The following is a 25,940-nucleotide window of genomic DNA, read 5'->3' on the forward strand; positions in this document are numbered from 1 at the left end:
GTTCGCATGGCCGTCAACGTGGTGCTCGACAAAGTTCTCGACAAGGAATACGAGAACAAGACGCTGAAGGAAATCCTGTCCGCGCCGCCGTCGGCCCTCGCCGGGCTCGCCGCAGGCGTCGATCAGCAGCTGCTCGATGCGCTGAAGATCAAGACCATCGCCGACCTCGGCACCAACAAGTACATCAAGCTCGCCGTCGCACTGGTCGCCCTCGCCGAGCAAGAAGGCTGAAATATCGGCGGCTGGCGCCGCGGGGTTTGCGGCCCCAAGGGGCCTCGCGTCCGAGGGGCGATACTTCGGCTTCGCCGTTACGTCTCGCCCCTCGGACGCGAGGCGGGCCGCAAACCCCTTGGGTGTCGGTCGTGTGACAACGGCCTGCCCTGGTTCGTCCCTGGGCAGGCCGTTGCATTCTGTCCGATACCCCGCTTCGGGTTGTCCCCTCCGAACCGGCTCTCGAACACCTCGGAAAGGTCAGGAGATCCGCGCGGGATCGATCAGGCCCTTCCGTACGGCACCAACGATACGACGTGGCACCCGATATTCGACACCCGCCACGGTCACCGGGACGAGTTGCGGCGCCTCGGCCTTCCACTGCGAACGCCTGCTCCTGGTGTTCGAGCGCGACATCCTGCGCTTGGGAACCGCCATTTCTCAGCCCTCCTTGCCCGGGCGCGAACGCTTGCCGTAGCGGCGCTCGAACTTCTCCACCCGGCCCTGGGTGTCGAGATTGCGGGCGGTGCCGGTCCAGAACGGGTGCGAATCCGAGGTCACGTCGACGGTGAGCAGCGGGTAGGTGTTCCCGTCCTCCCAGTCGACGGTCCGGTCACTGGTGGCCGTGGACCTCGTCAGGAACTTCTTGCCGGTGTTCGCGTCCTCGAACACGACCGGGTGGTAGTCGGGGTGGATGCCCGCTTTCATGCCGTTTCTCCTCTCGGGTTGGTGTGCTCGCTCGCCGCGGCCGGAGCCTCGGCGGGGTCGGCGCACGGGTCTTCGTGCCATTCGCCGAAGGGGTCCTCCCACCGCGCGACTCGCTCGGGGGCGCGATCGACGAGCAGCAGTTCGTCGTCCTCCACCAGCGCCCAGTGCAGGGCGTGCCGGATCTCGGCGGGGTCGGCGTCGTGGGCCAGGATCACCAGCGACACATCGCGGTCGCCGAACCGGTCGTCCCAGCCGAGCGCCGCCATCGCGCGCCGCGCCGGATCGACCTCGGCCTGCTCCTCGGGCGTCATCGCGGCCAGCCACTTGCCCGCCCCGCCGACGCGCAGCCCACCGCCGGCCGACTCGAGCCACACCACCTGGTCGGGCTGGGTGGCCAGCCAGATCCGGCCGCGTGCGGTGACCACACCGTCGAACAGCACGTCGAGGGCTTCGTGCAGCCGGGCCGGATGGAACGGCCTGCGGGCGGCGAACTCGATGATCGACACACCACAGTCGGTGCTCAGCGGCGGCTGACCGCGCAGCAGCGGTGCGTGGGCGTCGAAGATGCGTCCGCGCCGGGCATCGTCGGGCACGCGGGTGAGCAGCGCACCCACTTCCACGGCGTCGAAGCCGGACAGGTCGGGAAGCCAGGCGGTCGGTGCGCCGGGCGCGAGCCGGGTGAGCACCGCGTCGAGGCGTTCGCGGTCGAGGGGCTCCACGCCGTCGGCGAGCACCACGAGCGCGTCGGCGAAGTCGACCTGGCCGACGGCCACCTGAGCGACGGTTCGTTCGTCGTCGGCCGAGGCGAGACCACGGTCGGCCAGCGCCTCGTCACCCGTGGCGTCGGCGAGCCACTGGTTGCCGTCGACGCAGGTCAGCACGGCCTCGATGCGCACATTCCGGCCGGCGGGGCCGTCGACCCGGTCGGCGACACCGGTCACCTCGACGGTCTCGATCGCGTGGCACAGCGCCTCGGCCTCGATGGCCGGGTCGAGGGCCAGCACGATGCGCCGCACCGGCTCGCGGGCGGCGAGGGTGCACAGCATCGGCAGTAGATCGGCGCGCAGCGTGCACGACACACAGCCGTGGGCCAATTCGAGGACCGTGGTCGTCACGTTGCCCGCGGTGCGCACCGTGCGCCGGACCACGCCCTCGCGCAGTTCGGCGAGGTCGTGGTGCACGACGACCGTGCCCGCGTCCTCGCTCAGCACCGCCGCGATGTGCTCGACGCCGGTCATGGCGGGTCCGGCGAAACCGGCCAGCAGCACCACGGGTGTTCTCCGGTCGGACTGGTCAAGCACCCGGTACCCCTTTCGATAACGATTTTCATTTACTTCGAGGGCAACGGTACAGTGCGGAATAAGCATTGTCGAAAATGGTTGTCATAACCGTGGAGGGAGGTCGCATGTCGGCCCACTGCCAGGTCACCGGACGCAAGCCCGGCTTCGGAAAAGCCGTCTCGCATTCGCACCGGCGCACGAACCGCCGCTGGAACCCCAACATCCAGCGCAAGACCTACTACCTGCCCAGCGAGGGCCGCCGCGTCACGCTGACGGTCTCCGCCAAGGGCATCAAGACCATCGACCGCGACGGGATCGAGGCCGTGGTGGCCCGCATCCGCGCTCGCGGCGACAAGATCTAGGAGCACCCATGGCCTCGAAATCGACCGAACTGCGGCCGATCGTCAAACTCAAGTCCACCGCGGGCACCGGCTACACCTACGTCACCCGCAAGAACCGCCGCAACGACCCCGACCGGATGGTCCTGCGCAAGTACGACCCCGTCGTGCGCAAGCACGTCGACTTCCGCGAGGAGCGCTGATGGCGAAGAAGTCGAAGATCGCCCGTAACGAGCAGCGGCGCGTGATCGTCGAGCGCTACGCCGCGCGGCGTGCCGAGCTCAAGGAGATCATCCGCAAGCCGAGCACCGGCGACGACGAGCGCGCGGCGGCCCAGGCCGAACTGCGCGCCCAGCCCCGCGATGCCAGTCCGGTACGATTGCGCAATCGGGATGCAGCCGATGGCCGGCCACGCGGCCATCTCAGGAAGTTCGGGCTCTCCCGGGTACGTGTGCGCGAGATGGCCCACCGGGGCGAGCTCCCTGGGGTCCACAAATCGAGCTGGTAGAGACACCCACTGATCTCGTGAGAAGGAATATCCCATGGCAGTGAAGCGAGCACCGTCCAAGAAGGCACGCGCCGAGCAGGGCCGCAAGCCGAAGAAGAACCCGCTGATCGCCGCGGGCATCGAGCACGTCGACTACAAAGACGTCAACCTGCTGCGCACCTTCATCTCCGATCGCGGCAAGATCCGTAGCCGCCGCGTCACCGGCCTGACCCCGCGCCAGCAGCGTCAGGTCGCCGTCGCGGTGAAGAACGCGCGCGAGATGGCGTTGCTGCCGTTCACGACAACCAAGTGAGCTCGTGACAGACGGCCCCGGAGCTGGTGCTCCGGGGCCGTTTTCGTGCCGTGGTTAGGGTGGACGCCATGACACCGCTGTCGCGCCGCTTCGCCCTCGTCGCGAGCCTGGCCGTGCTCTTCGCACCGGCATGCGCGAGTTCCGGGGACACCACACCCACCTCGGCACCGACGAACACCCGCCCGGAAAGCACCGGTCCCGGAGTCGGCCGGCCGTTCACCGCCGACCCGAACCTGGTCGACCCGCATCCGCTGCCGTTCACCGCGTGGCGCCGGGTGGGCGAGGCCACCATCGCGGTCGACTTCCAGACCGGCAATCCCCAGTGCAACGGCGTCGACGCCACCGTCACCGAAACGGCCGACACGGTCACCGTCGCACTGCGTGCCGGTACCCCCGCCGACGCCGTGGGGCGGATGTGTACGATGGAGGCCGTCCTCGGCACGCTGGAGATCACCCTCGACGCGCCGCTCGGCTCCCGGCAGGTCCTCGACGCGGCCTGAAACGGCAACGGGTGCCGCACCGTGACGGCGCGGCACCCGTTGCGGGGCAAGCGAACTCAGTGCGCGAAGTGGCGCGCCCCGGTGAGGTACAGGGTGACGCCCGCTTCCTTGCACAGTTCAACGGTGTCCTTGTCGCGGATCGAACCACCCGGGTGGACGATGGCGCGCACGCCCGCGGCGACCAGGATCTGCGGCCCGTCGGAGAACGGGAAGAAGGCATCCGAGGCGGCGACCGAACCCTTGGCCCGCTCCCCCGCGCGTTCCACAGCGAGCTTGCAGGAGTCGACCCGGTTCACCTGGCCCATGCCGACGCCGACAGCGGCACCGTCGTCGGCCAGCAGGATCGCGTTCGACTTCACGGCACGGCAAGCGCGCCAAGCGAATTCGAGGTCGGCCAGCGTGGTGGCGTCGGCGGGATCACCGGCGGCGAGAGTCCAGTTGGCCGGGTCGTCGCCCGCGGCGTCGAGCACGTCGCGGTCCTGCAGCAGCGCACCGCCGCTGATCGGACGCAGCTCCACACCCTTGCGGCGCGGCGGCTCGGCGACCAGCACACGCACGTTCTTCTTGCGCTGCAACACCTCGACGGCACCCGGCGCGTAACCGGGGGCCACGATCACCTCGGTGAAGATCTCGGCGACCTGCTCGGCCATCTCGACGCTCACCTCACGGTTGGCGGCGATCACGCCACCGTAGGCGCTCACCGGATCGGTGGCGTGCGCCTTGCGGTGGGCCTCGGCGATATCGGCGCCGACGGCGATGCCACACGGGTTGGCGTGCTTGATGACCGCCACGGCGGGCTCGTCGAAGTCGAACGCGGCGCGCCAGGCGGCGTCACCGTCGGTGTAGTTGTTGTACGACATCTCCTTGCCGTGCAACTGCTGCGCCTGCGCGATGCCGACGGTGCCGTCGTTGCTGGTGTACAGCGCGGCGGCCTGGTGCGGGTTCTCGCCGTAGCGCAGCACCGCGGCCCGCTCCCACGAACCGGCGACCCAGCTCGGGAACTGCTCGGTCTCGGGCTGCACGGCGGGCACGGCGACCGAACCCATCCAGCTCGCCACGGCCACGTCGTAGTTCGCGGTGTGCTGGAAAGCCTTGGCGGCCAACGCGGTTCGCTCGGCGAGGGTGAAGCCGCCCGACTTCACGGCCGCGAGCACGTCGTCGTAGTCGGTGACGTCGACGACCACGCCCACCGACGGGTGGTTCTTGGCGGCGGCACGCACCATCGACGGACCGCCGATGTCGATCTGCTCCACGCACTCGTCCACACCGGCGCCGCTGGCCACGGTCTGGGTGAACGGGTAGAGGTTGACCACCACGAGTTCGAACGCCTCGACACCGAGCTCGGTGAGCTGGTCGAGGTGCTCGGCGCGGCGGGTGTCGGCCAGGATGCCGGCGTGCACGCGCGGGTGCAGCGTCTTCACGCGACCGTCGAGGGTCTCCGGGAAACCGGTCAGGTCCTCGACCCGGGTGACCGGAATGCCCGCCTCGGCGATCTTGCCCGCGGTCGAACCGGTCGACACCAGCTCCACGCCCGCGGCGTGCAGTCCGGTGGCCAGCTCGACGAGCCCGGTCTTGTCGTAGACGCTCACCAGCGCCCTGCGGATCGCCTTACGTTCACTCACCGGTGTGCTCGCTCATCTGGTATCTCTGCCTTTCGTCCGTCGGAGACAATGCCTCGCGTCGCGACGGCGGCGATGACCTGCGCCAGCAACCGTCGCTCGACAACCTTGATGCGCTCGTGCAGCGCGGCCTCGTCGTCGCCGGGCAGCACGTCGACCGCCTCCTGTGCGAGGATCGGGCCCGTATCGACCCCGCCGTCGACCAGGTGCACCGTGCAGCCGGTGACCTTGGCGCCGTAGGCCAGCGCGTCACGCACACCGTGCGCGCCGGGGAACGACGGCAGCAGCGCGGGATGGGTATTGATCAACCGGCCGCCGAAGCGTTCCAGGAACGCGGGGCCGACGATCTTCATGAAACCTGCCGAGACGACCAGGTCGGGCTCGAACGCGGCGACCGCGTCGGTGAGCGCGCGGTCCCAGGCGGCTCGGTCGTCGAAATCCTTGACCGCGACCCGGAAGTGGTCGATGCCCGCGGCCTCGGCGTGTTCGGTGGCCTGGCATATCCGGTCGACACCCACGGCGACGATCTTCGCCGGGTAACCGGGTTCGCGGGCGGCGGCCAGCAGTGCGTTGAGCAGCGAGCCGGTGCCCGAGGCGAGGACGACGACGGTGGCCGGGGTCCGTGCGGGCTTCCACTGGGCAAACGAGGACGTCAGCGCTCTACTCCTGCGTGTGGTCGGGTGGCGGCGATCGACAATGCGCCGGGTCGAGCTTAACGACCGGTGTCCCCGTCACCCTCCGGCAGGTCCGGCTCCACCACCTCGGCGTCGACGATGTCGTCGGTCGGTGGGGTCGTCGAGCCGGGGGCGGCGATGCTCACCTCGGGTTCGTCGTCGATGTCCTCGACGAGTTCGGCGTCGACCTCCACGGCCGGGTCGGCGGGGTATTCGTGGTCGTCGTCGGCGTAGTCGTCGTCCTCGTCTTCGTCGTCTTCGTAGTAGTAGTCGTCGTCCTCGTCGTAGGAGTAGTCGTCGTATTCGACGGCCGGTGCGAGGAAGCGGCGGGCGAAGACCATGCCGACGAAGCCGCCGAAACCGAACCAGGTGACCATCAGCACGACCAGCATCAACAGATCGGGCCCCACCCAACCGACGGCGCCGAGCTGACCGCTGCTCAGGATCGCCAGGACCAGGAAGGTGAGCGTCGACAGGCCGGCACAGGTGAGCGTCGCCCACGGCGCACCGGGGCGATCGTCACTCGTGCGACCGAGTTCCACACCGCCGAGCACGCCGACGGCCAGCGGCACGAGCAGCAGCACCGGCCACCACGCGGCGGCGGGACCGGTGGGCAACGGGATCAACGCGGGGACCGGTGGCACCTGCCCGGCGCTCACACCGAACAATCCCACCGATCCGATCCCGAACTGCACCGCGGCACCGCTGAGCATCCCGGCGGCGCCGACGATCACGTTCGGCAGGTAGAGCAGCGAGAGCAGGGTCATGCCGAGCACATCGGTCACATCGTGTGCCTGCTGATAGGTCTCGCCGACGCGGGACAGGTGCGTGCCGAACGAGATCACCGTCGCCAGCGCCGCGCAGCCGAGCATGCGCAGCACGGTGCGGCGGGCGGCGCGCGCACCGAGTACCGCCCACTCCGGGATTTCCACGGGGAGCAGCGCACACAGCGAATCCCAGGCGCGGGCACAGATCCCGGCGGCAGCCGCGGCCAGGTACAGCACCAGCACCCAGCCGAAAGCGGTGACGACACCGGGCGGTTCGAGTGGCGTGACGCCCGCGGCATCACCGACAACGGCCAGGCACACCGAGGTCATGACGAGCGGCCCGGCGAGGACGGCGGCGGTGAGCCAGCCCAGGTCGACCGGCGTCGGCCGGTTCGGCACGGCCCGTGCGCATTCGCGGGCGGCCAGCCACACCAGCACGACGGTCGGCACCAGCGGCAGCAGACCGAGGGTGGTCCGGCCGACGGTGAGCGGAATCTGATGAGCCGCAAGCCAGGTCGCCGCGACCGCGCCCGGCGCACTGGTGAGTTCGGTGCCCGAGGTGAGCATCACCAGCAGCACCACGACGATCATGGCGGTCAGCGCGCAGATCGTCGGCCGGGCGGCGACGAGCAGCAGGGCCCGCGCCCGGTCCGGTGGCAGCGACCACCAGGGCGGCTCGACCCCGGGGGAGGCGTTACGGGAGCTCTTGGCATCCTCCCTGCCGTACACGGCGGGAATTCCTGCATCACCATCGGCCGCCGGTCGGGAGAACTCCCGACCGGACTTATACCGACTCCGCAGGCGTTTCACCTCTCTGCCAGCCCGGCAGCGAGGATGTTACGAGCCGCGTTCACATCCCGATCATGGACGGCGCCACAGCGGCAAGTCCACTCGCGAACGTCCAGCGGCAGCCTGGCGTGCAATGCACCGCAATGCGAGCACACCCGGGTCGACGGGTACCAGCGATCCACCACCAACACCTCGCGGCCGTACCAGTCCGCTTTGTACTCCAGCATCGAACGCAGCTGCCGCCAGCTCGCGTCCGAAATCGCACGGGCCAGGGCGTGGTTGGCGACCATGTTGCGCACTGTCAAGTCCTCGATGGCGACCGCTTGGTTCTCGCGAATCAGTCTCGTGGACAACTTGTGCAGGAAATCGGTACGCCGGTCGGTGATCCGGGCATGAATACGCGCCACCTTTCGGCGGGCCTTCTCCCGATTGTTCGACCCCTTCATCTTCCGGGCCAGGTCGCGTTGTGCCTTCGCCAGCCTGCGCCGGTCGGCACGCTCGTGACGAGGATTGACGATCTTCTCCCCCGTTGACAGGACAGCCAAACAGGTCAACCCTACGTCGACGCCGACTGTCTGCGGTGTGGATGGCAGCGCGGCGACGGTCTCCTCTACCAACAAGGACACGAACCACCGACCCGCGCTGTCACACGAAACGGTGACTGTCGACGGCACTGCCCCGTCTGGCATCTGCCGGGACCACCGAATATCGAGCGGTTCGGCCATCTTCGCGAGAGTCAGTTCCCTGCCGCGCCACCGGAAACCCGATCGGGTGTACTCGGCGGACGCACGCGAACGCTTTCGCGACTTGAATCTCGGGTAGCGGGCGCGCTTGGCGTAGAACGCCGCGAAGGCCGCCTGCTGATGCCGGAGCACTTGCTGGAGCGGAACCGAGGAGACCTCGTTGAGGAATGCCAACTCCGGCAAGCTCTTCCACTTGGTCAGTTCAGCGGACGCTTGCACATAAGTGGTCGACTTCGACTCCGTCGCGTAACGACGCTGCCGCGCATCCAATGCTCTGTTCCAGACCAGGCGAACACATCCGAACGTGCGCGACAGCTCCGCGGCTTGTGCACCGGACGGGTAGAAGCGGAACTTGTAGGCCCGCTTCACCACCTGCGACATGGCTTACAAATTAGCACATCAGAATGTAAGAGACGGGCACGGAATTGCCGTGTCTCCGCGCGATATGGCCGACGTCAATTCAGCGTGGCAGCTTCCCCGGCGAGCGCGGGTCAGGCGCGCCGCGAGCCCACAGGCACACCTGTGGGCTCGCGATCGGAACCTGGGGCCACAACCAGCCGTCGGTTTTTCCTACTTCTGGTCGTCGCTGGGACGGAACGCGGTGGTCGCGTCGGCCGCCGGGTCGGCGTTCTGCTCGCCACCGAACGGCTGACTCTGCCCGGGCTGCGGGGCCGAACCCTGCTGCACGCCACCGTAATTGGGCGCACCGAACGGCTGAGCGCCCGGCTGACCGGTCGGCTGGCCACCGAAGGTCTGGGTGGCACTCTCATCGGGACGCGGCTGCGCCTGCGGGGCACCACCGTAAGGCTGCTGCTGCGGCGCGGCGCCGTACTGCTGGCCGTAGGGCGACTGCTGCTGCGGCTGACCGTAACCCTGCTGCTGACCCGGCTGACCGTAGGACGGCTGCTGCGCCTGCGGCATCGACGGCGAACTCTGCTGGCCGTAGGGCGACTGCGTGGGGTACTGCCCACCGGTCGAGGCCTGACCGTAGCCACCCTGACCGAAGGACTGCTGCTGACCCGGCTGGCCGTATCCCTGCTGCCCGTAACCCTGCTGGCCGTACTGCCCGTACTGACCCGGCTGCTGCGGCTGCGCGGGCTTGGGCGCAGGCGGCTTGATGATGCCGAGCTGGAACAGCAGCGCGACCACGAGCAACACGGTGACGACGAACGCGAAGACCGAGACGACGAAGGCGCCCCACTGCAGTTCCGCGCTCTCGATGCTGATGAGCGCCACCACGATGCCCACGAATCCGGCCGCGGCGAGAGCGACGGCCACGGGGAGGTTGTTCAGCTTGGGCAGCAGCGACAGACCGGCCACGATCGCGGCGGCCAGGATCAGCGCCGCGTAACCGCCAGCACTGGAATCGAACATGCTGCTGGTCTCGGTCTTCGCCCCGAGGGAGAAGCCGATGAACGGCGCGAAGCCGAGCAGGAAGGTGACAACACCGAGTCCGGCGCCCGCGGCGGTGAGAATGAAGGGCAGCCCCTTGGCGCCACCGTCGTCCACGGACGCAGCCGCGGCGGCTCCGGTGCTCGGGCCCTGGGTGGGCGCGGCGGGTGTCGCGGGTGCGTTGTACCCGGAGCCCCCTGTCGGGTAGGACATGTCGTCGTCTCCTTGTCGAGTCGTGCGCATCGGTCGCGTCGAACTGACTGGTGCCTGATCCGATACCTGACGCTACTGCACGCCACGCCCGCGGTCATCACCTACCGATGCAGGCTGTGGATAAACCACCGCCTGTGGATGAATCGACGAAGGCCGCCCAGGCTAAACCTGAAAGCGGCCTTCGACAGTGTGATTTGCGGGTCAGGCAGTGTTTGATTCGCCTGCCCCGGAGGCCCTGCGTGGTTACGCAAGCTACCGCCTCCGGGCCTTGACCGGGTCAGGCAGAGGCGATGGACGCCTTCTCCAGGATCTCGCGAGCGAGCGCGGCGGTGGCGGACGGCGTCTTGCCGACCTTCACACCCGCTGCCTCGAGCGCTTCCTGCTTGGCCTGCGCGGTGCCACCACCACTGGACACGATCGCGCCCGCGTGGCCCATGGTCTTGCCCTCGGGGGCAGTGAAGCCCGCGACGTAGCCGACGACCGGCTTGGTCACGTTGGCCTTGATGTAGGCCGCGGCGCGCTCTTCGGCGTCGCCACCGATCTCGCCGATCATCACGATGATCTTGGTCTCGGGGTCCTTCTCGAACGCCTCGATGGCGTCGATGTGGGTGGTGCCGATGACCGGGTCGCCGCCGATGCCGATCGCGGTGGAGAAACCGAAATCGCGCAGCTCATACATCATCTGGTAGGTCAGGGTGCCCGACTTCGACACCAGGCCGATCGGACCCTTGCCGGTGATGTTGTTCGGGGTGATGCCGACCAGCGCCTCGCCGGGGGTGATGATGCCGGGGCAGTTCGGGCCGATGATGCGGGTCTTCTCGCCCTTTTCGACGTTGTAGGCCCACGCATAGGCGGAGTCCTGCACCGGGATGCCCTCGGTGATGACCACGAGCAGCGGGATCTCCGCGTCGATGGCCTCGATGATGGCGTCCTTCGAGAAGGCCGGGGGCACGAACGCGATGGAGGTGTCGGCGCCGGTCTTCTCCATGGCCTCGGCCACGGAAGCGAACACGGGCAGCTCGATCTCGTTGCCGTCTTTGTCGGTGTGCTTGACCGTGGTGCCGGCCTTGCGCGCGTTGACGCCACCGACGACGTTGGTGCCCGCCTTCAGCATCAGCGCGGTGTGCTTGGTGCCCTCGCCGCCGGTGATGCCCTGGACGATGACCTTGTTGTCCTTGTTCAGGAAGATGGACATGTTCGCGTTCCTTACTTCGCTGCGGCGAGTTCGGCAGCCTTGTCGGCGCCCTCGTCCATGGTCTGGGCCAGCGTCACCAGCGGGTGGTTGGCCTCGGCGAGGATGCGACGACCCTCTTCGACGTTGTTGCCGTCCAGGCGAACGACCAGCGGCTTGGTGGCCGCGTCACCGAGCACCTCGAGCGCGCCCACGATGCCGTTGGCAACGGCGTCGCACGCGGTGATGCCACCGAAGACGTTGACGAACACGCTCTTGACCTGCGCGTCACCGAGGATCACGTCCAGACCCGCGGCCATCACGGAAGCCGAAGCGCCGCCGCCGATGTCGAGGAAGTTGGCCGGCTTCACGCCGCCGTGGTTCTCGCCCGCATAGGCGACGACGTCCAGGGTCGACATGACCAGACCGGCGCCGTTGCCGATGATGCCGACCTCGCCGTCGAGCTTGACGTAGTTGAGGTCGTTCTCCTTGGCCTTGAGCTCGAGCGGGTCGGTCGCGTCGACGTCGGCGAACTCGAGGTGGCCGGGCTGGCGGAACTCGGCGTTCTCGTCCAGGGTGACCTTGCCGTCGAGGGCGAGGATCTCGTCGTTCGGGGTGCGCACCAGCGGGTTGACCTCGACCAGGGTGGTGTCTTCCTTGGTGAAGACCTCCCACAGCTTCTGGATGGTCACGGCCGCGGCGTCGAGCACCTCGGCGGGCAGGTGGCCCTTCTCCGCGATCTCGCGCGCGAAGGTCAGGTCGACACCCTTCACGGCGTCGACGGGGATCTTGGCCAGACGCTCGGGGGTCTTCTCGGCGACCTCTTCGATCTCCATGCCGCCCTCGACCGAACACATGGCCAGGTAGGTGCGGTTGGAACGGTCGAGCAGGAAGGAGATGTAGTACTCCTCCGCGATGTCCTTGGCCTCGGCGACCAGGAGCTTCTTGACGATGTGGCCCTTGATGTCGAGGCCGAGGATGTTCTGCGCGTGGGTGAACGCGTCTTCCGGGGTGGCGGCGTACTTCACGCCACCCGCCTTGCCGCGACCGCCTACCTTGACCTGCGCCTTGACCATGACCGGCTTGCCGATTTCCTCGGCAATGGCGCGTGCTTCTTCGGCCGTGTCGCAAACACGACCCTCGGACGAAGGCACTCCGTGCTTAACGAAGAGCTCCTTCGCCTGATATTCGAAGAGATCCATGTACTCACCGTCTCGTCTGCGTTGCTATGACAACGTCTTTGTTGGCGGCCCGACTTGCCGTAGCGACTGGTTGCAGGTCGCTCGAGGGGTCAGCTAGCGGGTCGGTCGGACTCTAACTAGTCACGGGGAGGGCTAAACGACCACATTCATCCTAAGTGGCGCAGGTCACGACGGGTGCGGGGAGGTCACCAAAACCGCTGGCCAAGGCTACTGGCGAGTAGTTTTTCGGTGCCGTGGCAGGTCGGAACACCTAAAGGGGGAACGCCCCGCCATCTACTACGTTATGTCGTCGATCGACCTCACCCGAAGTGTCGCGAATCGGTGAGTTATTCTGCAGCATTACGGTGACGAATCTCACAGACAAGTGTAGGTTCTCGACCAGCGCTTGCCACTCTGCAATCGCTTCGTTACCGTCAATGCGGTCGATGTCACAACCAGGTCACGACAACCAGGTCACGACTGGCAGGTCAGGACTGAGGAGGACGACAAGCTTGAGGAACGTCAGGCGTAGCCGATGAACCACCGCTCCACCTTCCCAGTTGAAGATCGCAACAGCTCAGGCCACCGTTACCGGTACGCCGACGAGTTCACCTCGCACCCGCGAAGCCCCCGCGCCGCCGCGCCACAGCCGCAGCAGCCTGCCTGGCCGAGCACCGATTCCTGGCACACCGAGAACTCCTGGTCCGGGAACGACGCCTGGTCCGACAACGCCGCGTGGACGCCCGCCGAGGACGAATGGACCGCCGACGAGTCGGGCTCCTACGACTCCGGCACCTACGAAACAGACTGGGCGCCCGCCGAACCCGAGACCCCGGCACCCGAACCGCGTCGCGCCGAGCGGCGTGGCGGTGCCCACCGCGTGCCCGCACCGCCCACCGCGCTGAAGGGCCGCGCCGCCGTCATCGCCGTCGCCGCCGGCGCGGTCGTCGCGGCCGGCCAGGCCGCGATGGCCTCTCCGCAGCAGCCCGACACGGGTGTCGACTACGAAGCCGCGGGCCAGATCCACGAGATCGCCGCCCAGTCGATGAGCACCACCGAGGTCGCCGACCACGTCACCGGCTCGTCGCCGCAGGTACTCGACGCCACCACCGTGGCCGACCGGAGCCACTTCGACGACATCCTCGCCAAGGGCCAGAAGTTCGCCGAAGACCTGGCCGCCCAGGAGTCCGCCAAGCTGCGGCCCCTGTTCGCCAAATTCACCACCGGTAACTACACCTCCGGGTTCGGCGCCCGTTGGGGTGTGCAGCACCTCGGCATCGACGTGGCCGGTCCGATCGGCACCCCGATCTACGCGGTCGCCGACGGCACCGTCATCGAAGCGGGCCCCGCCTCCGGTTTCGGCATGTGGGTACGCATCCTGCACGACGACGGCACCGTCACCATCTACGGTCACATCGACACCGCGACGGTCTCGCAGGGTGAACGCGTGATGGCAGGCGACCAGATCGCCACCATGGGCAACCGCGGCTTCTCCACCGGCCCGCACGTGCACTTCGAGGTGTGGCAGAACGGCACCGACAAGATCGACCCCATCCCGTGGCTCGCCACCCGCGGCATCAGTCTGGGCGCCCAGCGCGACTGAGTACGGGTGACCAGCAGCACGGTTCCGCTTTCCCGTTAGCGGGGTAGCGTTTTCGTATGGCTGGTACGACGAAGTACACGCAGTTCATTGCCCTGCCACCGGAATCGGTGTGGGCGGTGCTGGGGGATCTCACGCAATGGCCCGAATGGAATCCGGGTGTGCGTGCGGTGCGGATGCACGGGCCTGTCGCCGTCGGGGCGACCGGTGACTATGTGCCCAACGGGAAACTCGCCTCCCGTGTGCACGAGCGGTTCGGCGCCCCGTTCACCGTGACAACTCTTGTGCCCGAACGTGAACTGACCATCGAGCAGCCCGAACCCGCCGGGACCATGGTGCTCACCTGGCGGCTCGAACCGCGCGCGGGCGGAACAGAGGTCACTCAGGAACTGCGCTTCAGCGGTGTTTCCGCAGCGGCGATGCGGGCGGCGGCCGGACCGTTCATCGAAACCGGTGCCCGCGTGAACTTCTCGCGCCTGGCCCGGCTCGCCGGCCTCGTCCCGGCCGACGACGCCTTGAACGTGGTGATCGCCGGTGGCACCGGAGCGCTCGGCGTGCAGATCGCCGCCGACCTCACCTGCCGCGGTCAGCGCGTCACCCTGCTCACCCGGCGCCGTAACCCCGGAATACCGTTCCGGCAGACCGAATGGGACGGCCGCTCGGTCGGCGCCTGGGCCGCCGAACTCCGCGAACCCGGCCGGATCGCGGTCGTCAACCTGGCGGGCAAACTCGTCGACTGCAGGCCGACCGAACGCAATATCGCCGAACTGCGCAGCAGCCGCGTCGATTCCACCACCGCGCTGGTCGCCGCCGCCCGCACGCGTGACACCCCGGTCGACTACTGGGTACAGGCCAGCACCACCGCCATCTGGTCGGACGCCGGCGAAACGCGCTGCACGGAAACAACACCCGTGCCCGAAGGACTGCCGCAGATGACCGGCGTCGCCGAGCCGTGGGAGCAGGCATTCGACCCGGCCCAGGCCGAGCACTGGACCATCCTGCGCACATCGATCGTGCTCGACCCGGACGCCCCGGCGCTCAAACGCCTGAGCCAGCTCACCAAGGCGGGGCTCGGCGGACGGGTCGGCCCCGGCGACCAATGGTTCAGCTGGATCCACATCGAGGACTGGCTGCGCATCGTGCGGGCCTGTCTCGGACTCGATCCCGAGGTGAGCATCCCCGACGGCATCCTGGTCGCCGCCACCGAGAACCCGGTCCGCAACACCGAACTCATGGCGACGCTGCGCCGAACCCTGCATCGCCCGGCGGCCCCGCCCACGCCGAAAGCGATCCTGTCGGTGGGCGCGGTCGTGCTGCGCTCGGATCCGGCACTCGGTCTCACCGGCCGTCACGCCACCTCGGAGGTACTGCCGAAAACCGGCTTCACGTTCCGCTACCCCACCCTGGACAAAGCCCTAACCGACCTGCTGCCGAATTAGAGCTTGACGATGGTCCGGCTGAATTGGGGAATCAGCCGGATCTTTCCGGCGGTGCCGAAGTCGATGGTGACGGTCGCCAGTGGGCCGACGCCGTCGGCGGCGACCACTCGGCCCAGGCCGTACTTGTCGTCGGTGACCCGGTCGCCCACGGCGAGAACGAGGTCGGTGTTGTTGCGCTTCACCGCACCGCCGGGCGCCGGCCTGCGGGTGCCGGTGCCGCCGCGCACGCCCGGCCGCTGGTCCCAGCCGTCGCCGCGCGTCCAGTCCCGGTCGAACCCGCTGTCCTCCCCGCGCCTGCGACCACGTTGTACCGGCGACACCACCGGTTCGAGCCTGCGCCAATCCAGCAGATGCTGCGGAATCTCCTGCAGGAACCGCGATTCCGGGTTCGACACCGGCTGTCCCCAGCCCGACCGGACCACGGCTCGCGACAGGTACAGCCGCTGCCGGGCGCGGGTGATGCCCACGTACGCCAGCCTGCGTTCCTCGGCCAGCTCGTTCGGATCGCCGAGCGCCCGCATGTGCGGGAACTGCCCGTCCTCCCAGCCGGTCACGAAAACGACCGGGAACTCCAGGCCCTTGGCGGTGTGCAGGGTCATCATGGTGACCACTCCGGAGCCCTCGTCCGGGATCTGATCGGTATCGGCGACCAGCGACACCCGTTCGAGGAACGCCGCGAGCGAACCGGGTTCGGGTTCACCGTCGCCCACCTCGGGCAGCAGGCCCTCCTCGCGCGCGGCCTCGGCGTTGTTGAACGCCTCCGAACTGAATTCGCGGGCGACGCTCACCAATTCGTTGAGGTTGTCCAGCCGCGCGCCGTCCTGCGGGTCGTCGGAGGCCTCGAGTTCGGCGCGGTAGCCGGTGCGGTCGAGCACCGCGTCCACCACATTGCCCACATCGGGGTACTCGCTGTCGGCGCGCTGTCCGGCCGCCCGGATCTCGTCGAGCAGGTCGAGGAAACCGGCGATGGCCCGCTGCGCGCGGGTATTGAGCAGCGCGACCTTGCCGTCGGCCGCGTCGCGCAGGGCCGCCGCGAAACCGATGTCGCGCTGCTCGGCGTGCACCGCGACACAGGCCTCGGCGCGGTCACCGATGCCACGGCGCGGGGTGTTGAGAATGCGGCGCAGGCTCACGGCGTCGTCGGGGTTCTCCAGCACGCGCAGGTAGGCCACCACATCGCGCACTTCCTTGCGCTCGTAGAAGCGGACACCGCCGACCACCTTGTACGGCAGCCCCATGCGGATGAAGATCTCTTCCAGCGCACGCGAATTGTTGTTGGTGCGGTAGAACACCGCCACATCGCCGTAGGTGGCCTCACCCGCGTCGACCAACCGGTCGATTTCCTTCGCGACGAACGACGCCTCGTCGTGTTCGTTGTCGGCGACGTAGCCGGTGATGAGCTCGCCCTCACCGGAATCGGTCCACAGCTTCTTCTCACGCCTGCCCTCGTTGCGGGCGATCACGGCGTTGGCCGCCGACAGGATGTGCTGGGTGGAGCGGTAGTTCTGTTCCAGCAGAATGGTTTCGGCATCGGGGAAATCGCGTTCGAATTCCTCGATATTGCGGATGGTCGCGCCGCGGAAGGCGTAGATGGACTGGTCGGCGTCGCCGACGACGCACAGCTCGCTGGGCGGCACCTGCTCGTCGCCGGAATCGCCGTGGTGGCCGACGAGTTCGCGCACCAGCACGTACTGGGCGTGGTTGGTGTCCTGGTACTCGTCGACGAGGACGTGCCGGAACCGACGCCGGTAGTACTCGGCCACCTGCGGGTGGTTCTGCAGCAGCGCGACCGTCTCACCGATCAGGTCGTCGAAATCGAGGGCATTGGCCGCGCGCAGCCGCTTCTGGTATTCGCCGTACACGCGGGCGACCAGCGCGGGCAGTTCGGTGTCGTCGGCCTCGGCGTCGCGGGCGGCTTGTTCGGGCCCGATCAATTCGTTCTTCAAATTGGAGATGGCCGTCGACAGCAACCGCGCCGAATATTTTTTGGTGTCGATGTCGAAATCGCGGCTGATCATCGTGAGCAATCGGCGCGAATCGTCGGCATCGTAGATGGAGAAATTCGAATTCAGACCCGGCAGCAAAGCCGCCTGCATACGGAGAATACGCACACAGCTGGAATGGAAAGTCGACACCCACATGCTCGCGGCGCGCGGACCGACGAGCCCGGCCACCCGCTCCCGCATCTCGGCAGCAGCCTTGTTGGTGAACGTGATCGCCAGGATCTGTCCGGTCTGCACTCCGCGTGCGGCGAGCAGGTAGGCGATGCGGCGGGTGAGCACGGCCGTTTTGCCCGAGCCCGCTCCCGCCACGATCAGCAGCGGCGAACCGGCGTGCACCACGGCGGCGCGCTGCTGCGGGTTGAGCCCGTCGAGCAGCCGCTCGGTTTCCTCGGCGCGACGCTGTTCGCGCTCCTTGCGGCGCTGTTCCTGTTCGGCGCTGTGCCGGGCAGCCGCCTCGGCAAGACCGCTGCGAGCCGCACCACCGCCACCGCCGTCACCCTGCGGTGCGGCGGTGCTGTCTGGTGCCGCGACCGGGGTGTTCGGCGCGGTGGACGACGTTTCGTCTGCGGAGGGAGCGACCGTGATATCCATCGTCTGTCCACGCTACCGGCGGGCACCGACAAGCGGCCAACCGCCGTCGGCGCGGCCACCGGCGGGCAAACCGCGAGTGAACCGGACGACGACCGGTGTCGTAGCCACCCGTGTGAATGTTCTCAGCGGATTCACAAACACAACTGTTTTGCATACCTACCGACCCGTGGCAGACTGGGCCGCGTGGTCAGCGCCGCTTCGCCTGTCCGGATCGGCAATCGATCCGATATCGTGGCGGCAGGCGCCCAGCCGGAAAGTTTTTCAGGGTGAAGGAACAGATCGGTAACACGACGTCCGTATCGACCGATCCCAGTTCTGACACGAGGAGATGAATGATGAGCACCCCTGCTACAACCGCCGGGTCAGAGGCGGCACTGCCGCAATCTGAGGCGGAGATCGAGAAGCTTCGCCTCGAAATCGACGAACTCGACGCCACCATCCTCGCCGCGATCAAACGCCGGAGCGAAATTTCGCGGATCATCGGGCGCACCCGGATGGCCTCTGGGGGTCCCCGGCTGGTGCACAGCCGTGAGATGAAAGTGCTCGAACGCTTCAGTGAGCTCGGCCAGGAGGGTCACACCCTCGCCATGCTCCTGCTCCGCCTCGGTCGCGGACGTCTCGGCCGCTAGGCGGAACTCGAACCACGCGGCGGTCGTCCAGATCGCCGCTCACGAAAAGCCGCCCCGGGTGCGACAACATCCCCGGGGCGGTTATTTTTTCGCTCAGGTGAGGGCGATGTACTTCGTGTCCAGGTATTCCTCGATGCCCTCGGTCCCGCCCTCGCGGCCGAAGCCCGACTCCTTGACGCCGCCGAAGGGCGCGGCCGGGTCGGAGATGACACCCCGGTTCACGCCGACCATGCCCGTCTCCATCGCCTCCGACACCCGAAGCGCACGGTCCAGGTCGCGGGTGTAGACGTAGCTGACCAGGCCGTATTGCGTGTCGTTGGCGGCGGCGACGCCCTCCTCCTCGGTGTCGAAGGCGACGATCGGCGCGACCGGACCGAACACCTCCTCGCGCAGGATGCGGGCGGCGGGCGGCACGTCGGCGAGCACGGTGGCCGGGTAGAACCAGCCCGGCCCGTCGGGAGTCTCCCCGCCGAGCAGCAGCTTCGCGCCGGTGCTCACCGCGTCGTCGACGAGTTCGGCGACGGTCTCGCGCTGCTCGGCGCTCACCAGCGGGCCGAGCGTCGTCGAGGCGTCCGTTCCCGGCCCGAGCACCACCGATTCGGTCATCGCCGCCACCAGCTTCTCGGTGAATTCCGCGACGACACCGCGCTGCACGTGGAACCGGTTGGCGGCCGTGCACGCCTCCCCCCCGTTGCGCAGTTTCGCCTGCATGGCACCGGCCACCGCGCTGTCGATGTCGGCGTCGTCGAACACCACGAAGGGCGCGTTGCCGCCCAGTTCCATCGAGGTGCGCAGCAGCCGGTTCGCCGACGACGAGACCAGCTTCTTGCCCACCTCGGTCGACCCGGTGAAGGTGAGCTTGCGCAAGCGCGGATCGTCGATCAGCGGGCCCGTGACGGCACCGGAACGGCTGGTTGTGACAACCGACAGCACACCGTCGGGCAGTCCGGCCTCGCTGCACAGGCGGGCCAGCGCGAGCATGGTCAGCGGCGTCGCCGAAGCGGGCTTGACGATCATCGTGCAGCCGGCGGCCAGCGCCGGACCGATCTTGCGGGTGCCCATGGCCAGCGGGAAATTCCACGGCGTGATCGCCAGGCACGGCCCGACCGGTTGCTTGGCGACCATGATCCGCCCCGTGCCCGACGGCGCGTGCAGATACCGCCCGTGCACACGCACCGCTTCCTCGCTGAACCACCGGAAGAACTCGGCGCCGTAGCGCACCTCGTTGCGGCTCTCCCCGAGCGCCTTGCCCATCTCGAGCGTCATCAGCAACGCGAACTCCTCGGCCCGCGCCGTGAGCTCGGTGAACACCGCCCGCAGGATCTCACCGCGTTCCCGCGACGGCGTTTCCGCCCACTCCCGCCCGGCCGCCACCGCCGCGTCGAGCGCCCGCATCGCGTCCTCGGGCGTCGCGTCGGCGACCTCGGTGATCACCGACCCGTCGGCCGGATTGTGCACAGGAAATGTGGCCCCACCGGTAGCCTCCACCGGCCCCGACCCGATCCACAAACCCTTTGGTACGAACTCGATCACGTCCCGTTCAGAAACCATGCCCCCACCCTATGCCGACCCCCCGTCCGAGAAGCCGCCAAACGCCAGACGAATAACCCGAAGGACCACCCCGAACCCGCCCTCGGCCGCCAACTCGAATGCCGCCATAACCGCATCCCCAGCCCCGTACATCCCGACCTCGAGGAGGGATCGCCGACGACGTCGGCGGTTCGCGGCCGTCCCGACGATCAGGTGCCGTTGCGTACGCGACGAAGGAGCAAGCAACGGCGCCTGATCGTCGGGACCGGCGGGGCCGCGAACTCGAGCGCGCCAGCGCTCCGACAACCCAGTACTCTCGGGCGGGTGAGCAGCGACATCACCGCGTCGGCGGCCTGGCAGGCACTGCAAACCAATCACCGCACTGTCGCACCTCTGCATCTGCGGCAGTTGTTCGCCGAGGATCCGGCGCGCGGCCGGGAGTTGACCGTGCAGGTCGCCGATCTACACATCGACTACAGCAAACATCGTGTGACCCGCGAAACCTTGCGTCTGCTGGTGGATCTCGCGCGCGCGGCCGGGGTGCCGCAGCGACGCGACGAGATGTATTCCGGCAAGCACATCAACACCTCCGAGGACCGCGCGGTGGGGCACATCGCGTTGCGTCTGCCGGTGGGCGAGCAGCTCGACATCGACGGCACCGACGCCGATGCCGCCGTGCACGACGTGCTGCGCCGGATGGGTGAGTTCGCCGATTCGGTGCGCTCGGGTGCGTGGCGCGGGGCGACCGGTGAGCGCATCACCACGGTGGTCAATATCGGTATCGGCGGCTCGGATCTGGGGCCGGACATGGTGTATCGCGCGTTGCGCCACTATGCCGATCCGGAGATCGAGGCCCGGTTCGTGTCGAATGTCGACCCGGCCGATCTGGTGTCCAAGCTGGCGGGTCTCGATCCGGCGCGCACGTTGTTCATCGTCGCGTCGAAGACGTTCTCCACCTTGGAAACCCTCACCAATGCGACGGCGGCGCGGCGCTGGCTGGTCGCGGCGCTCGGTGAGGACGCGGTAGCCAAGCATTTCGTCGCGGTGTCGACGAACGCGGAGCGGGTGGCGGCTTTCGGTATCGACACCGCGCACATGTTCGGTTTCTGGGATTGGGTCGGCGGCCGCTACTCCGTGGATTCGGCGATCGGTCTCTCGGTGATGGTGACCATCGGCAAGGAACGGTTCGGCGAGTTCCTCAGCGGAATGCACGCCGTGGACCGGCATTTCGCGTCGGAGCCGTTGGAGTCGAACGGTCCGGTGCTGCTGGCGATGCTCGGCGTCTGGTATTCGAACTTCTTCGGCGCGGAATCACGTGTGGTGCTGCCGTATTCGAACGATATGGCGCGGTTCCCCGCGTATCTGCAGCAGTTGACGATGGAGTCCAACGGCAAGTCGGTGCGCGCCGACGGTACTCCGGTCACGTCGTCGACGGGTGAGATCTTCTGGGGTGAGCCGGGTACCAACGGCCAGCACGCCTTCTATCAGCTGCTGCACCAGGGCACCCGGCTGATTCCGGCCGATTTCGTCGGTTTCGCCCGGTCGACCGACGACCTGCCGACTCGCGACGGCACCGGCAGCATGCAGGACATCCTGATGAGCAACCTGTTGGCGCAGACCAAGGTGCTCGCGTTCGGCAAGACCGCCGAGGAGATCGCGGCCGAGGGCACCGATCCGAAGCTGGTGCCGCACAAGGTGATGCCCGGCAACCGGCCGAGTACCACGATCATGGCGCCGGAGCTCACGCCGTCGACGATGGGTCAGCTGATCGCGCTGTACGAGCACCAGGTGTTCGTCGAAGGCATCATCTGGGGCATCGACAGTTTCGATCAGTGGGGTGTGGAGCTGGGCAAACAGCAGGCGCTGGCCCTGATGCCGTTGCTCAGCGGGTCGGAAAACCCTGAGTCGGTGGGTGACTCGTCGACCGACGCGCTCATCGAGTGGTATCGCGCGCGGCGGCGCTGACCTCGTTCGCGGCGCGGATCCGGCTGGTGACGCTGGTGGTGACGATGGCGAGCAGGGTGCCGAGCACCACCAGGTCGAACACGATCTGCACCATGGTCACGATGCGGGCGGCCTGGCCGGTGGCGTGGATGTCGCCGTAACCGATGGTGCCGAGGGTGACCAGCGTGTAGTACAGCGCGTCGGTCCTGGTCTCGAGCCCGGTGAACTGGTTCGGGTGTAGCTGCTGCATGCGGTAGTAGACGAGCGCGAACACCACGCACACGATGCACAGCACGAGCAGCACCCCGTCGACCCGCTCCCCCAACGCGGTCGACTCCTCGAGGAGGTGCTCGATCCGCTGCCAGACGAGCCAGCCGAGTCCGGCGACGCTCGCGACGAAGGCGACGACCCCGACGACCTGCCCCGGCCACGCGTCGAGTTCGAACACCCATCCCACCGGGACGCTGTAGTACAGCAGCAGCGCGCAGACCGCTGCCGCGCCGTTGCGGACCGCGTGCACGGGGACTCGTCGCTTCATCAGTCCATGATTGCGCCGAGTCCGCCGCTTTCCGCGCGACACACGCCCGGCGTGCCGCGGCCGGCAACCGATGCCGCGCGGCGAAGGAAGGCGGTCAGGCCAGCGCGTAGCCGCGGCCCGTCGCGAGCAGGACGCGATCCGCGCGGCTTCGGGTGGCGGCGATGAGGTCGGCATTGCGCAGGTCGCTGTCCCTCACTTTCACCCGCGCCTCATCCGGGGTGCGCCCGCCCGCGGTGTGCCGGTCGAGCAGGCGTTCGGTGAGCACCTGCCGTGGCGCGTCGAGATACCAGCATTCGTCGAGCAGTCCGCGTACCGGCGCCCAATCCGGTACATCGGTGAGCAACAGGTAGTTCCCCTCGACGACGACCACGCGCTCGTCGCGCACCACCACACCGCCCTCGGTCGGTTCGTCGACGGCCCGGTCGAACAGCGGCCACGGCACCGGTTCGCCGACGGGTGTCTCCCGCAGCAGGCGAAGATCGGCGACGAACGCGTCCGCGTCGAAGGTGTCGGGCGCGCCTTTGCGGGCCAGCGCGCCCCTGGCTCGCAACACGTCGTTGCGCAGGTGATAGCCGTCCATCGGCGCGACGACCGCACTGCGCCCGAGACGATTCAGCTCGTGGCAAAGACGCTGCGCGAGCGTCGATTTACCGGCACCCGGCGGGCCCGCGATGCCGAGGAGAAACCGGTCCGCGCGCGCCGGCACCAGCCCGGCGAGGTCCCCTACCGTCAACACATCGTCCGCTCGAGCCACGCGGTCACGGTACCGCCGGCCCGGCCATGCGAAGGATCGGCCGGGCCACACCGCTGTCCCCGGGCAGCACTGGCGGATACCTCTCGACCACACTCTGCCGGTTCGTGAATCGGGCGAGCTCGAGCAGTTCCCGCAGCGGCAAGATGCGTGCACCAGCGGCTGGGTGCGGGCACCCGCCGGACCGCCCGCGATGAAGCGCGCTCAGGTCAGGATGACCGGCACTGCGCGGCGCCGCCTCAGTGCGTATCGACGAACCCTCGTTCGAGAATCGCACCGGTATCGACACCCACCGGCAAGGTGCCGTAAGCGATCCCCCAGTCGCCGCTCAGCCGGGTCGCGCAGAACGCATCGGCGACGGCCGGATGACCGTGGCGTACCAACTGCGCACCCTGCAACACCAGCGCCATCAACTCGACCACCCGGCGCGCCCGGTACTCGATATCGGACAGGTCGGTGAGTTCCTTGCCGACCCGGTCGATGGCGTCGTCGAGCCGCGGATCCGCGCCACGAGCCAGGCCGACCTCGGCGAAGTAGGCCTCGACCGTCTCCGGCTGACGTCCCATGGCGCGCAGGGCATCCAGCGCCGCCACATTGCCCGACCCCTCCCAGATCGACATGAGCGGTGCCTCCCGGTACAGGCGCGGCATCCCCGATTCCTCGGCATACCCGTTGCCGCCGAGGCATTCCAGCGCTTCGGCGGCGTGCGCGGGCGCCCGCTTGCACACCCAGTACTTGGTGATGGCCAGCGCGATCCGGCGCAGCGCCGCCTCGGCCGGGTCGCCGCCCGCGCGGTCGGTGGCCCCGGCCAGACGCATCATCACCGTGGTCGCCGCGTCGGATTCGACGATCAGGTCGGCGAGCACGTTGCGCATGGCGGGCTGGTCGATCAGCTTCGCGCCGAACGCTTCTCGATGCCTGGCGTGATGCACGGCGGTGACCGCACCGACCCGCATGCCGGTGGCCGAGCCGATCACGCAGTCGAGGCGGGTCATATTGACCATCTCGATGATCGTCTTCACCCCGGCACCCTCGGCGCCGACGAGCCACCCGGTGGCGTTCTCGTATTCGATCTCCGAGGAGGCGTTCGACTTGTTGCCGAGCTTGTCCTTGAGCCGCTGGATCCGGATCGGGTTGCGGGTGCCGTCGGGCAGCACGCGCGGCAGCAGGAAGCACGACAGCCCGCCCGGCGCCTGCGCGAGGGTGAGGAACATGTCCGACATGGGCGCCGAGGTGAACCACTTGTGCCCGACGATGCGGTACGACCCGTCCGGTTGCGGTGTGGCGGTGGTGGTGTTGGCGCGCACGTCCGAGCCGCCCTGCTTCTCGGTCATCGACATGCCCGCGATCAACCCGGCTTTCGTCGAGGGCTCACGCAATCCGAAATCGTAAGTGCGCGAGCCGAGCAGCGGCTCGAAGCGGGCGGCGAGTTCGGGGTTGTGACGCAGCGCGGGCACCACCGCGTAGGTCATCGAGATGGGACACATGTGCCCGGCGTCGGCCACACCCCAGGTGTAGAACTTGGCCGCGCGGGCGGTGTGCGCACCGGGGCGCTCGTCGAGCCACGGGGAGCCGTGCAGGCCGTGCGTGACCGCCACATTCATCAGGTCGTGCCAGTGCGGATGGAACTCGACCTCGTCGACGCGATGTCCCCACCGGTCGTGGGTGTGCAGCACCGGCGGGTACTCGTTGGCCAGCCTGCCCCACTCCTGTGCGGCGAAACCGCCTGCGAGAGCACCGAGCTCACGCACCTCGGCCTCGGCCCAGCCCGCACCTTCCCGGTGCAGGCCCTCGATGAGCGCGGGATTGCGCGAGGCGTCGAAGGGGACGAGCGGTGGTACCTGATTGAACACGTCATGGGTGATCACGGCGGAACTCCTTAGGGCTACAACGATTCCGGGCGCGCACCGAGCGCGCGAACGGCGAAAGCGACCAGCTCGGGAACGACGGACTCGGCGGGCGGGGCCGTGGCGAGGGGACCGACGAGCACCTCGCCGATGGCGCCGACGAGCGCGGCGGCGGACAGATGCGAATCCTGCGGTGGCAGTGCGCCTTCGGCGACGCCGTGGGTGATGGCGGCTTCGAACGAGGCGGTGAAGGCGCGGCGGAATTCCAGGCGTTGCACGTCGACGGCGGCGTCGACGGGTTCGGCCAGCAATACGTAGGCGAGTCTCGGGTTCTTGAGCGCACGCCCGGCGAAGGTCTCCACGGCCGCGCTGACCCGCTGCACCACGTCGCCCTCGGCGACCGCCGCGCGCACCGCGGCGACCTCGCGGGCGACCACCTTCTCGAACACGGCCGACACCAGCGCGGCCTTGTTCTCGAACTGCTTGTACACCGTGCCGGTGGCGATACCCGCCTCGGCGGCCACCGCGGCCATCGACAAGCCGGCGAACCCGTCGCGCGAGAGCACGGCCGTCGCGCCCTGCACGATCAGCGCACGTTGCGCGTCGAGCCGGGCCTGCACGGCGGGCGTCCTCCGGTACACCATACGAAGAAGTGAACCACTGATTCACCTCTTCACACAAGG

The 25,940-nt window shown here is 68.2% G+C and carries 26 protein-coding genes; 10 read left to right on the forward strand and 16 right to left on the reverse strand.

Annotated elements, in window-relative coordinates; genetic code table 11:
- The first annotated feature begins 6 nt into the window (after window positions 1-6).
- Complete coding sequence (locus ACWEVR_RS07165; RefSeq protein ID WP_067485421.1) at window positions 7-231, forward strand: hypothetical protein; 225 nt, start codon at window positions 7-9, stop codon at window positions 229-231.
- A gap of 240 nt (window positions 232-471) precedes the next feature.
- Here the strand turns inward: ACWEVR_RS07165 and rpmF are convergent, their stop codons facing one another.
- The 3 genes from rpmF to mrf are packed head-to-tail and all read right to left on the reverse strand — an operon-like array spanning window position 472 to window position 2,219.
- Window positions 472-648 carry a 50S ribosomal protein L32 gene (gene rpmF, locus ACWEVR_RS07170; RefSeq protein WP_067485420.1) on the reverse strand — a complete coding sequence of 59 codons (177 nt, stop codon included), beginning with the start codon at window positions 646-648 and terminating at the stop codon, window positions 472-474.
- 3 nt (window positions 649-651) lie between these two features.
- Window positions 652-918: a type B 50S ribosomal protein L31 gene (locus tag ACWEVR_RS07175; protein WP_225278644.1), complete on the reverse strand. Its 267-nt coding sequence runs from the start codon at window positions 916-918 to the stop codon at window positions 652-654.
- On the reverse strand, window positions 915-2,219 hold the full coding sequence (mrf, locus tag ACWEVR_RS07180) for a ribosome hibernation factor-recruiting GTPase MRF (RefSeq protein ID WP_452466188.1): 1,305 nt from the start codon (window positions 2,217-2,219) through the stop codon (window positions 915-917). Before mrf ends, ACWEVR_RS07175 begins: the two co-directional genes overlap by 4 nt.
- Window positions 2,220-2,323: 104 nt before the next feature.
- On the opposite strand from mrf, the gene rpmB reads away from it, so the two are divergent.
- The 5 genes from rpmB to ACWEVR_RS07205 all read left to right on the forward strand — a co-directional run bounded on the left by rpmB (window position 2,324) and on the right by ACWEVR_RS07205 (window position 3,836).
- Window positions 2,324-2,560 carry a 50S ribosomal protein L28 gene (rpmB, locus tag ACWEVR_RS07185; RefSeq protein WP_067485415.1) on the forward strand — a complete coding sequence of 79 codons (237 nt, stop codon included), beginning with the start codon at window positions 2,324-2,326 and terminating at the stop codon, window positions 2,558-2,560.
- 8 nt (window positions 2,561-2,568) lie between these two features.
- Complete coding sequence (gene rpmG / locus ACWEVR_RS07190; protein ID WP_011211511.1) at window positions 2,569-2,739, forward strand: 50S ribosomal protein L33; 171 nt, start codon at window positions 2,569-2,571, stop codon at window positions 2,737-2,739.
- Window positions 2,739-3,044, forward strand: coding sequence for a 30S ribosomal protein S14 (rpsN, locus tag ACWEVR_RS07195; RefSeq protein WP_357397390.1), 306 nt, complete (start codon window positions 2,739-2,741; stop codon window positions 3,042-3,044). Before rpmG ends, rpsN begins: the two co-directional genes overlap by 1 nt.
- A gap of 34 nt (window positions 3,045-3,078) precedes the next feature.
- Window positions 3,079-3,336, forward strand: a complete 258-nt coding sequence (gene rpsR, locus ACWEVR_RS07200) for a 30S ribosomal protein S18 (RefSeq protein WP_357397389.1) — start codon at window positions 3,079-3,081, stop codon at window positions 3,334-3,336.
- 68 nt (window positions 3,337-3,404) lie between these two features.
- On the forward strand, window positions 3,405-3,836 hold the full coding sequence (locus ACWEVR_RS07205) for a hypothetical protein (RefSeq protein ID WP_245655437.1): 432 nt from the start codon (window positions 3,405-3,407) through the stop codon (window positions 3,834-3,836).
- Window positions 3,837-3,892: 56 nt separating this feature from the next.
- On the opposite strand, the gene purH is transcribed toward ACWEVR_RS07205, so the two are convergent.
- The 7 genes from purH to sucC all read right to left on the reverse strand — a co-directional run bounded on the left by purH (window position 3,893) and on the right by sucC (window position 12,406).
- Complete coding sequence (gene purH, locus ACWEVR_RS07210) at window positions 3,893-5,458, reverse strand: bifunctional phosphoribosylaminoimidazolecarboxamide formyltransferase/IMP cyclohydrolase (RefSeq protein WP_067641783.1); 1,566 nt, start codon at window positions 5,456-5,458, stop codon at window positions 3,893-3,895.
- Entirely contained in the window at window positions 5,455-6,111 is a 657-nt protein-coding gene (gene purN, locus ACWEVR_RS07215) for a phosphoribosylglycinamide formyltransferase (RefSeq protein WP_452466522.1), read from the reverse strand. Before purN ends, purH begins: the two co-directional genes overlap by 4 nt.
- Before the next feature lie 56 nt (window positions 6,112-6,167).
- Window positions 6,168-7,625 carry a cell division protein PerM gene (locus tag ACWEVR_RS07220; RefSeq protein WP_452466189.1) on the reverse strand — a complete coding sequence of 486 codons (1,458 nt, stop codon included), beginning with the start codon at window positions 7,623-7,625 and terminating at the stop codon, window positions 6,168-6,170.
- Between the two features lie 77 nt (window positions 7,626-7,702).
- Window positions 7,703-8,809: an RNA-guided endonuclease InsQ/TnpB family protein gene (locus ACWEVR_RS07225; protein WP_452466190.1), complete on the reverse strand. Its 1,107-nt coding sequence runs from the start codon at window positions 8,807-8,809 to the stop codon at window positions 7,703-7,705.
- A 189-nt stretch (window positions 8,810-8,998) separates the two neighbouring features.
- Complete coding sequence (locus ACWEVR_RS07230; RefSeq protein ID WP_452466191.1) at window positions 8,999-10,033, reverse strand: DUF5336 domain-containing protein; 1,035 nt, start codon at window positions 10,031-10,033, stop codon at window positions 8,999-9,001.
- A 277-nt stretch (window positions 10,034-10,310) separates the two neighbouring features.
- Window positions 10,311-11,228: a succinate--CoA ligase subunit alpha gene (gene sucD, locus ACWEVR_RS07235; RefSeq protein ID WP_067485390.1), complete on the reverse strand. Its 918-nt coding sequence runs from the start codon at window positions 11,226-11,228 to the stop codon at window positions 10,311-10,313.
- Window positions 11,229-11,239: 11 nt separating this feature from the next.
- A complete protein-coding gene (gene sucC, locus ACWEVR_RS07240; RefSeq protein ID WP_067485387.1) occupies window positions 11,240-12,406 on the reverse strand; it encodes an ADP-forming succinate--CoA ligase subunit beta in 1,167 nt (388 codons plus the stop codon).
- A 514-nt stretch (window positions 12,407-12,920) separates the two neighbouring features.
- Here sucC and ACWEVR_RS07245 point away from each other — a divergent pair.
- Window positions 12,921-13,988, forward strand: a complete 1,068-nt coding sequence (locus tag ACWEVR_RS07245; RefSeq protein ID WP_452466192.1) for a M23 family metallopeptidase — start codon at window positions 12,921-12,923, stop codon at window positions 13,986-13,988.
- Window positions 13,989-14,044: 56 nt separating this feature from the next.
- Window positions 14,045-15,424 (forward strand): DUF1731 domain-containing protein, encoded by a 1,380-nt coding sequence (locus ACWEVR_RS07250; RefSeq protein WP_452466193.1) that lies wholly within the window; start codon window positions 14,045-14,047, stop codon window positions 15,422-15,424.
- On the opposite strand, the gene pcrA is transcribed toward ACWEVR_RS07250, so the two are convergent.
- Window positions 15,421-18,018, reverse strand: coding sequence for a DNA helicase PcrA (pcrA, locus tag ACWEVR_RS07255; RefSeq protein WP_439266859.1), 2,598 nt, complete (start codon window positions 18,016-18,018; stop codon window positions 15,421-15,423). The genes ACWEVR_RS07250 and pcrA overlap by 4 nt on opposite strands.
- A 335-nt stretch (window positions 18,019-18,353) precedes the next feature.
- Between pcrA and ACWEVR_RS07260 the strand changes: the two genes are divergently transcribed.
- Complete coding sequence (locus tag ACWEVR_RS07260) at window positions 18,354-18,647, forward strand: chorismate mutase (protein WP_133733847.1); 294 nt, start codon at window positions 18,354-18,356, stop codon at window positions 18,645-18,647.
- Window positions 18,648-18,740: 93 nt separating this feature from the next.
- Here ACWEVR_RS07260 and ACWEVR_RS07265 read toward each other — a convergent pair whose 3' ends face one another.
- The gene (locus ACWEVR_RS07265; protein ID WP_357148218.1) at window positions 18,741-20,198 is read right to left on the reverse strand and encodes an NAD-dependent succinate-semialdehyde dehydrogenase; all 1,458 of its coding nucleotides are present in this window, start codon (window positions 20,196-20,198) and stop codon (window positions 18,741-18,743) included.
- Window positions 20,199-20,501: 303 nt separating this feature from the next.
- On the opposite strand from ACWEVR_RS07265, the gene pgi reads away from it, so the two are divergent.
- Window positions 20,502-22,142 (forward strand): glucose-6-phosphate isomerase, encoded by a 1,641-nt coding sequence (pgi, locus tag ACWEVR_RS07270; RefSeq protein WP_067641789.1) that lies wholly within the window; start codon window positions 20,502-20,504, stop codon window positions 22,140-22,142.
- Here pgi and ACWEVR_RS07275 read toward each other — a convergent pair.
- The 4 genes from ACWEVR_RS07275 to ACWEVR_RS07290 form a co-directional block, all read right to left on the reverse strand.
- On the reverse strand, window positions 22,111-22,659 hold the full coding sequence (locus ACWEVR_RS07275; RefSeq protein ID WP_067641790.1) for a potassium channel family protein: 549 nt from the start codon (window positions 22,657-22,659) through the stop codon (window positions 22,111-22,113). The genes pgi and ACWEVR_RS07275 overlap by 32 nt on opposite strands.
- A gap of 94 nt (window positions 22,660-22,753) precedes the next feature.
- A complete protein-coding gene (locus ACWEVR_RS07280; protein ID WP_452466194.1) occupies window positions 22,754-23,413 on the reverse strand; it encodes a nucleoside/nucleotide kinase family protein in 660 nt (219 codons plus the stop codon).
- A 236-nt stretch (window positions 23,414-23,649) separates the two neighbouring features.
- Window positions 23,650-25,278: an acyl-CoA dehydrogenase family protein gene (locus ACWEVR_RS07285; protein WP_452466195.1), complete on the reverse strand. Its 1,629-nt coding sequence runs from the start codon at window positions 25,276-25,278 to the stop codon at window positions 23,650-23,652.
- A 17-nt stretch (window positions 25,279-25,295) separates the two neighbouring features.
- On the reverse strand, window positions 25,296-25,901 hold the full coding sequence (locus ACWEVR_RS07290) for a TetR/AcrR family transcriptional regulator (protein WP_452466196.1): 606 nt from the start codon (window positions 25,899-25,901) through the stop codon (window positions 25,296-25,298).
- Window positions 25,902-25,940 lie beyond the last annotated feature (39 nt).

The sequence above is a fragment of the Nocardia sp. NPDC003979 genome (assembly GCF_053605015.1).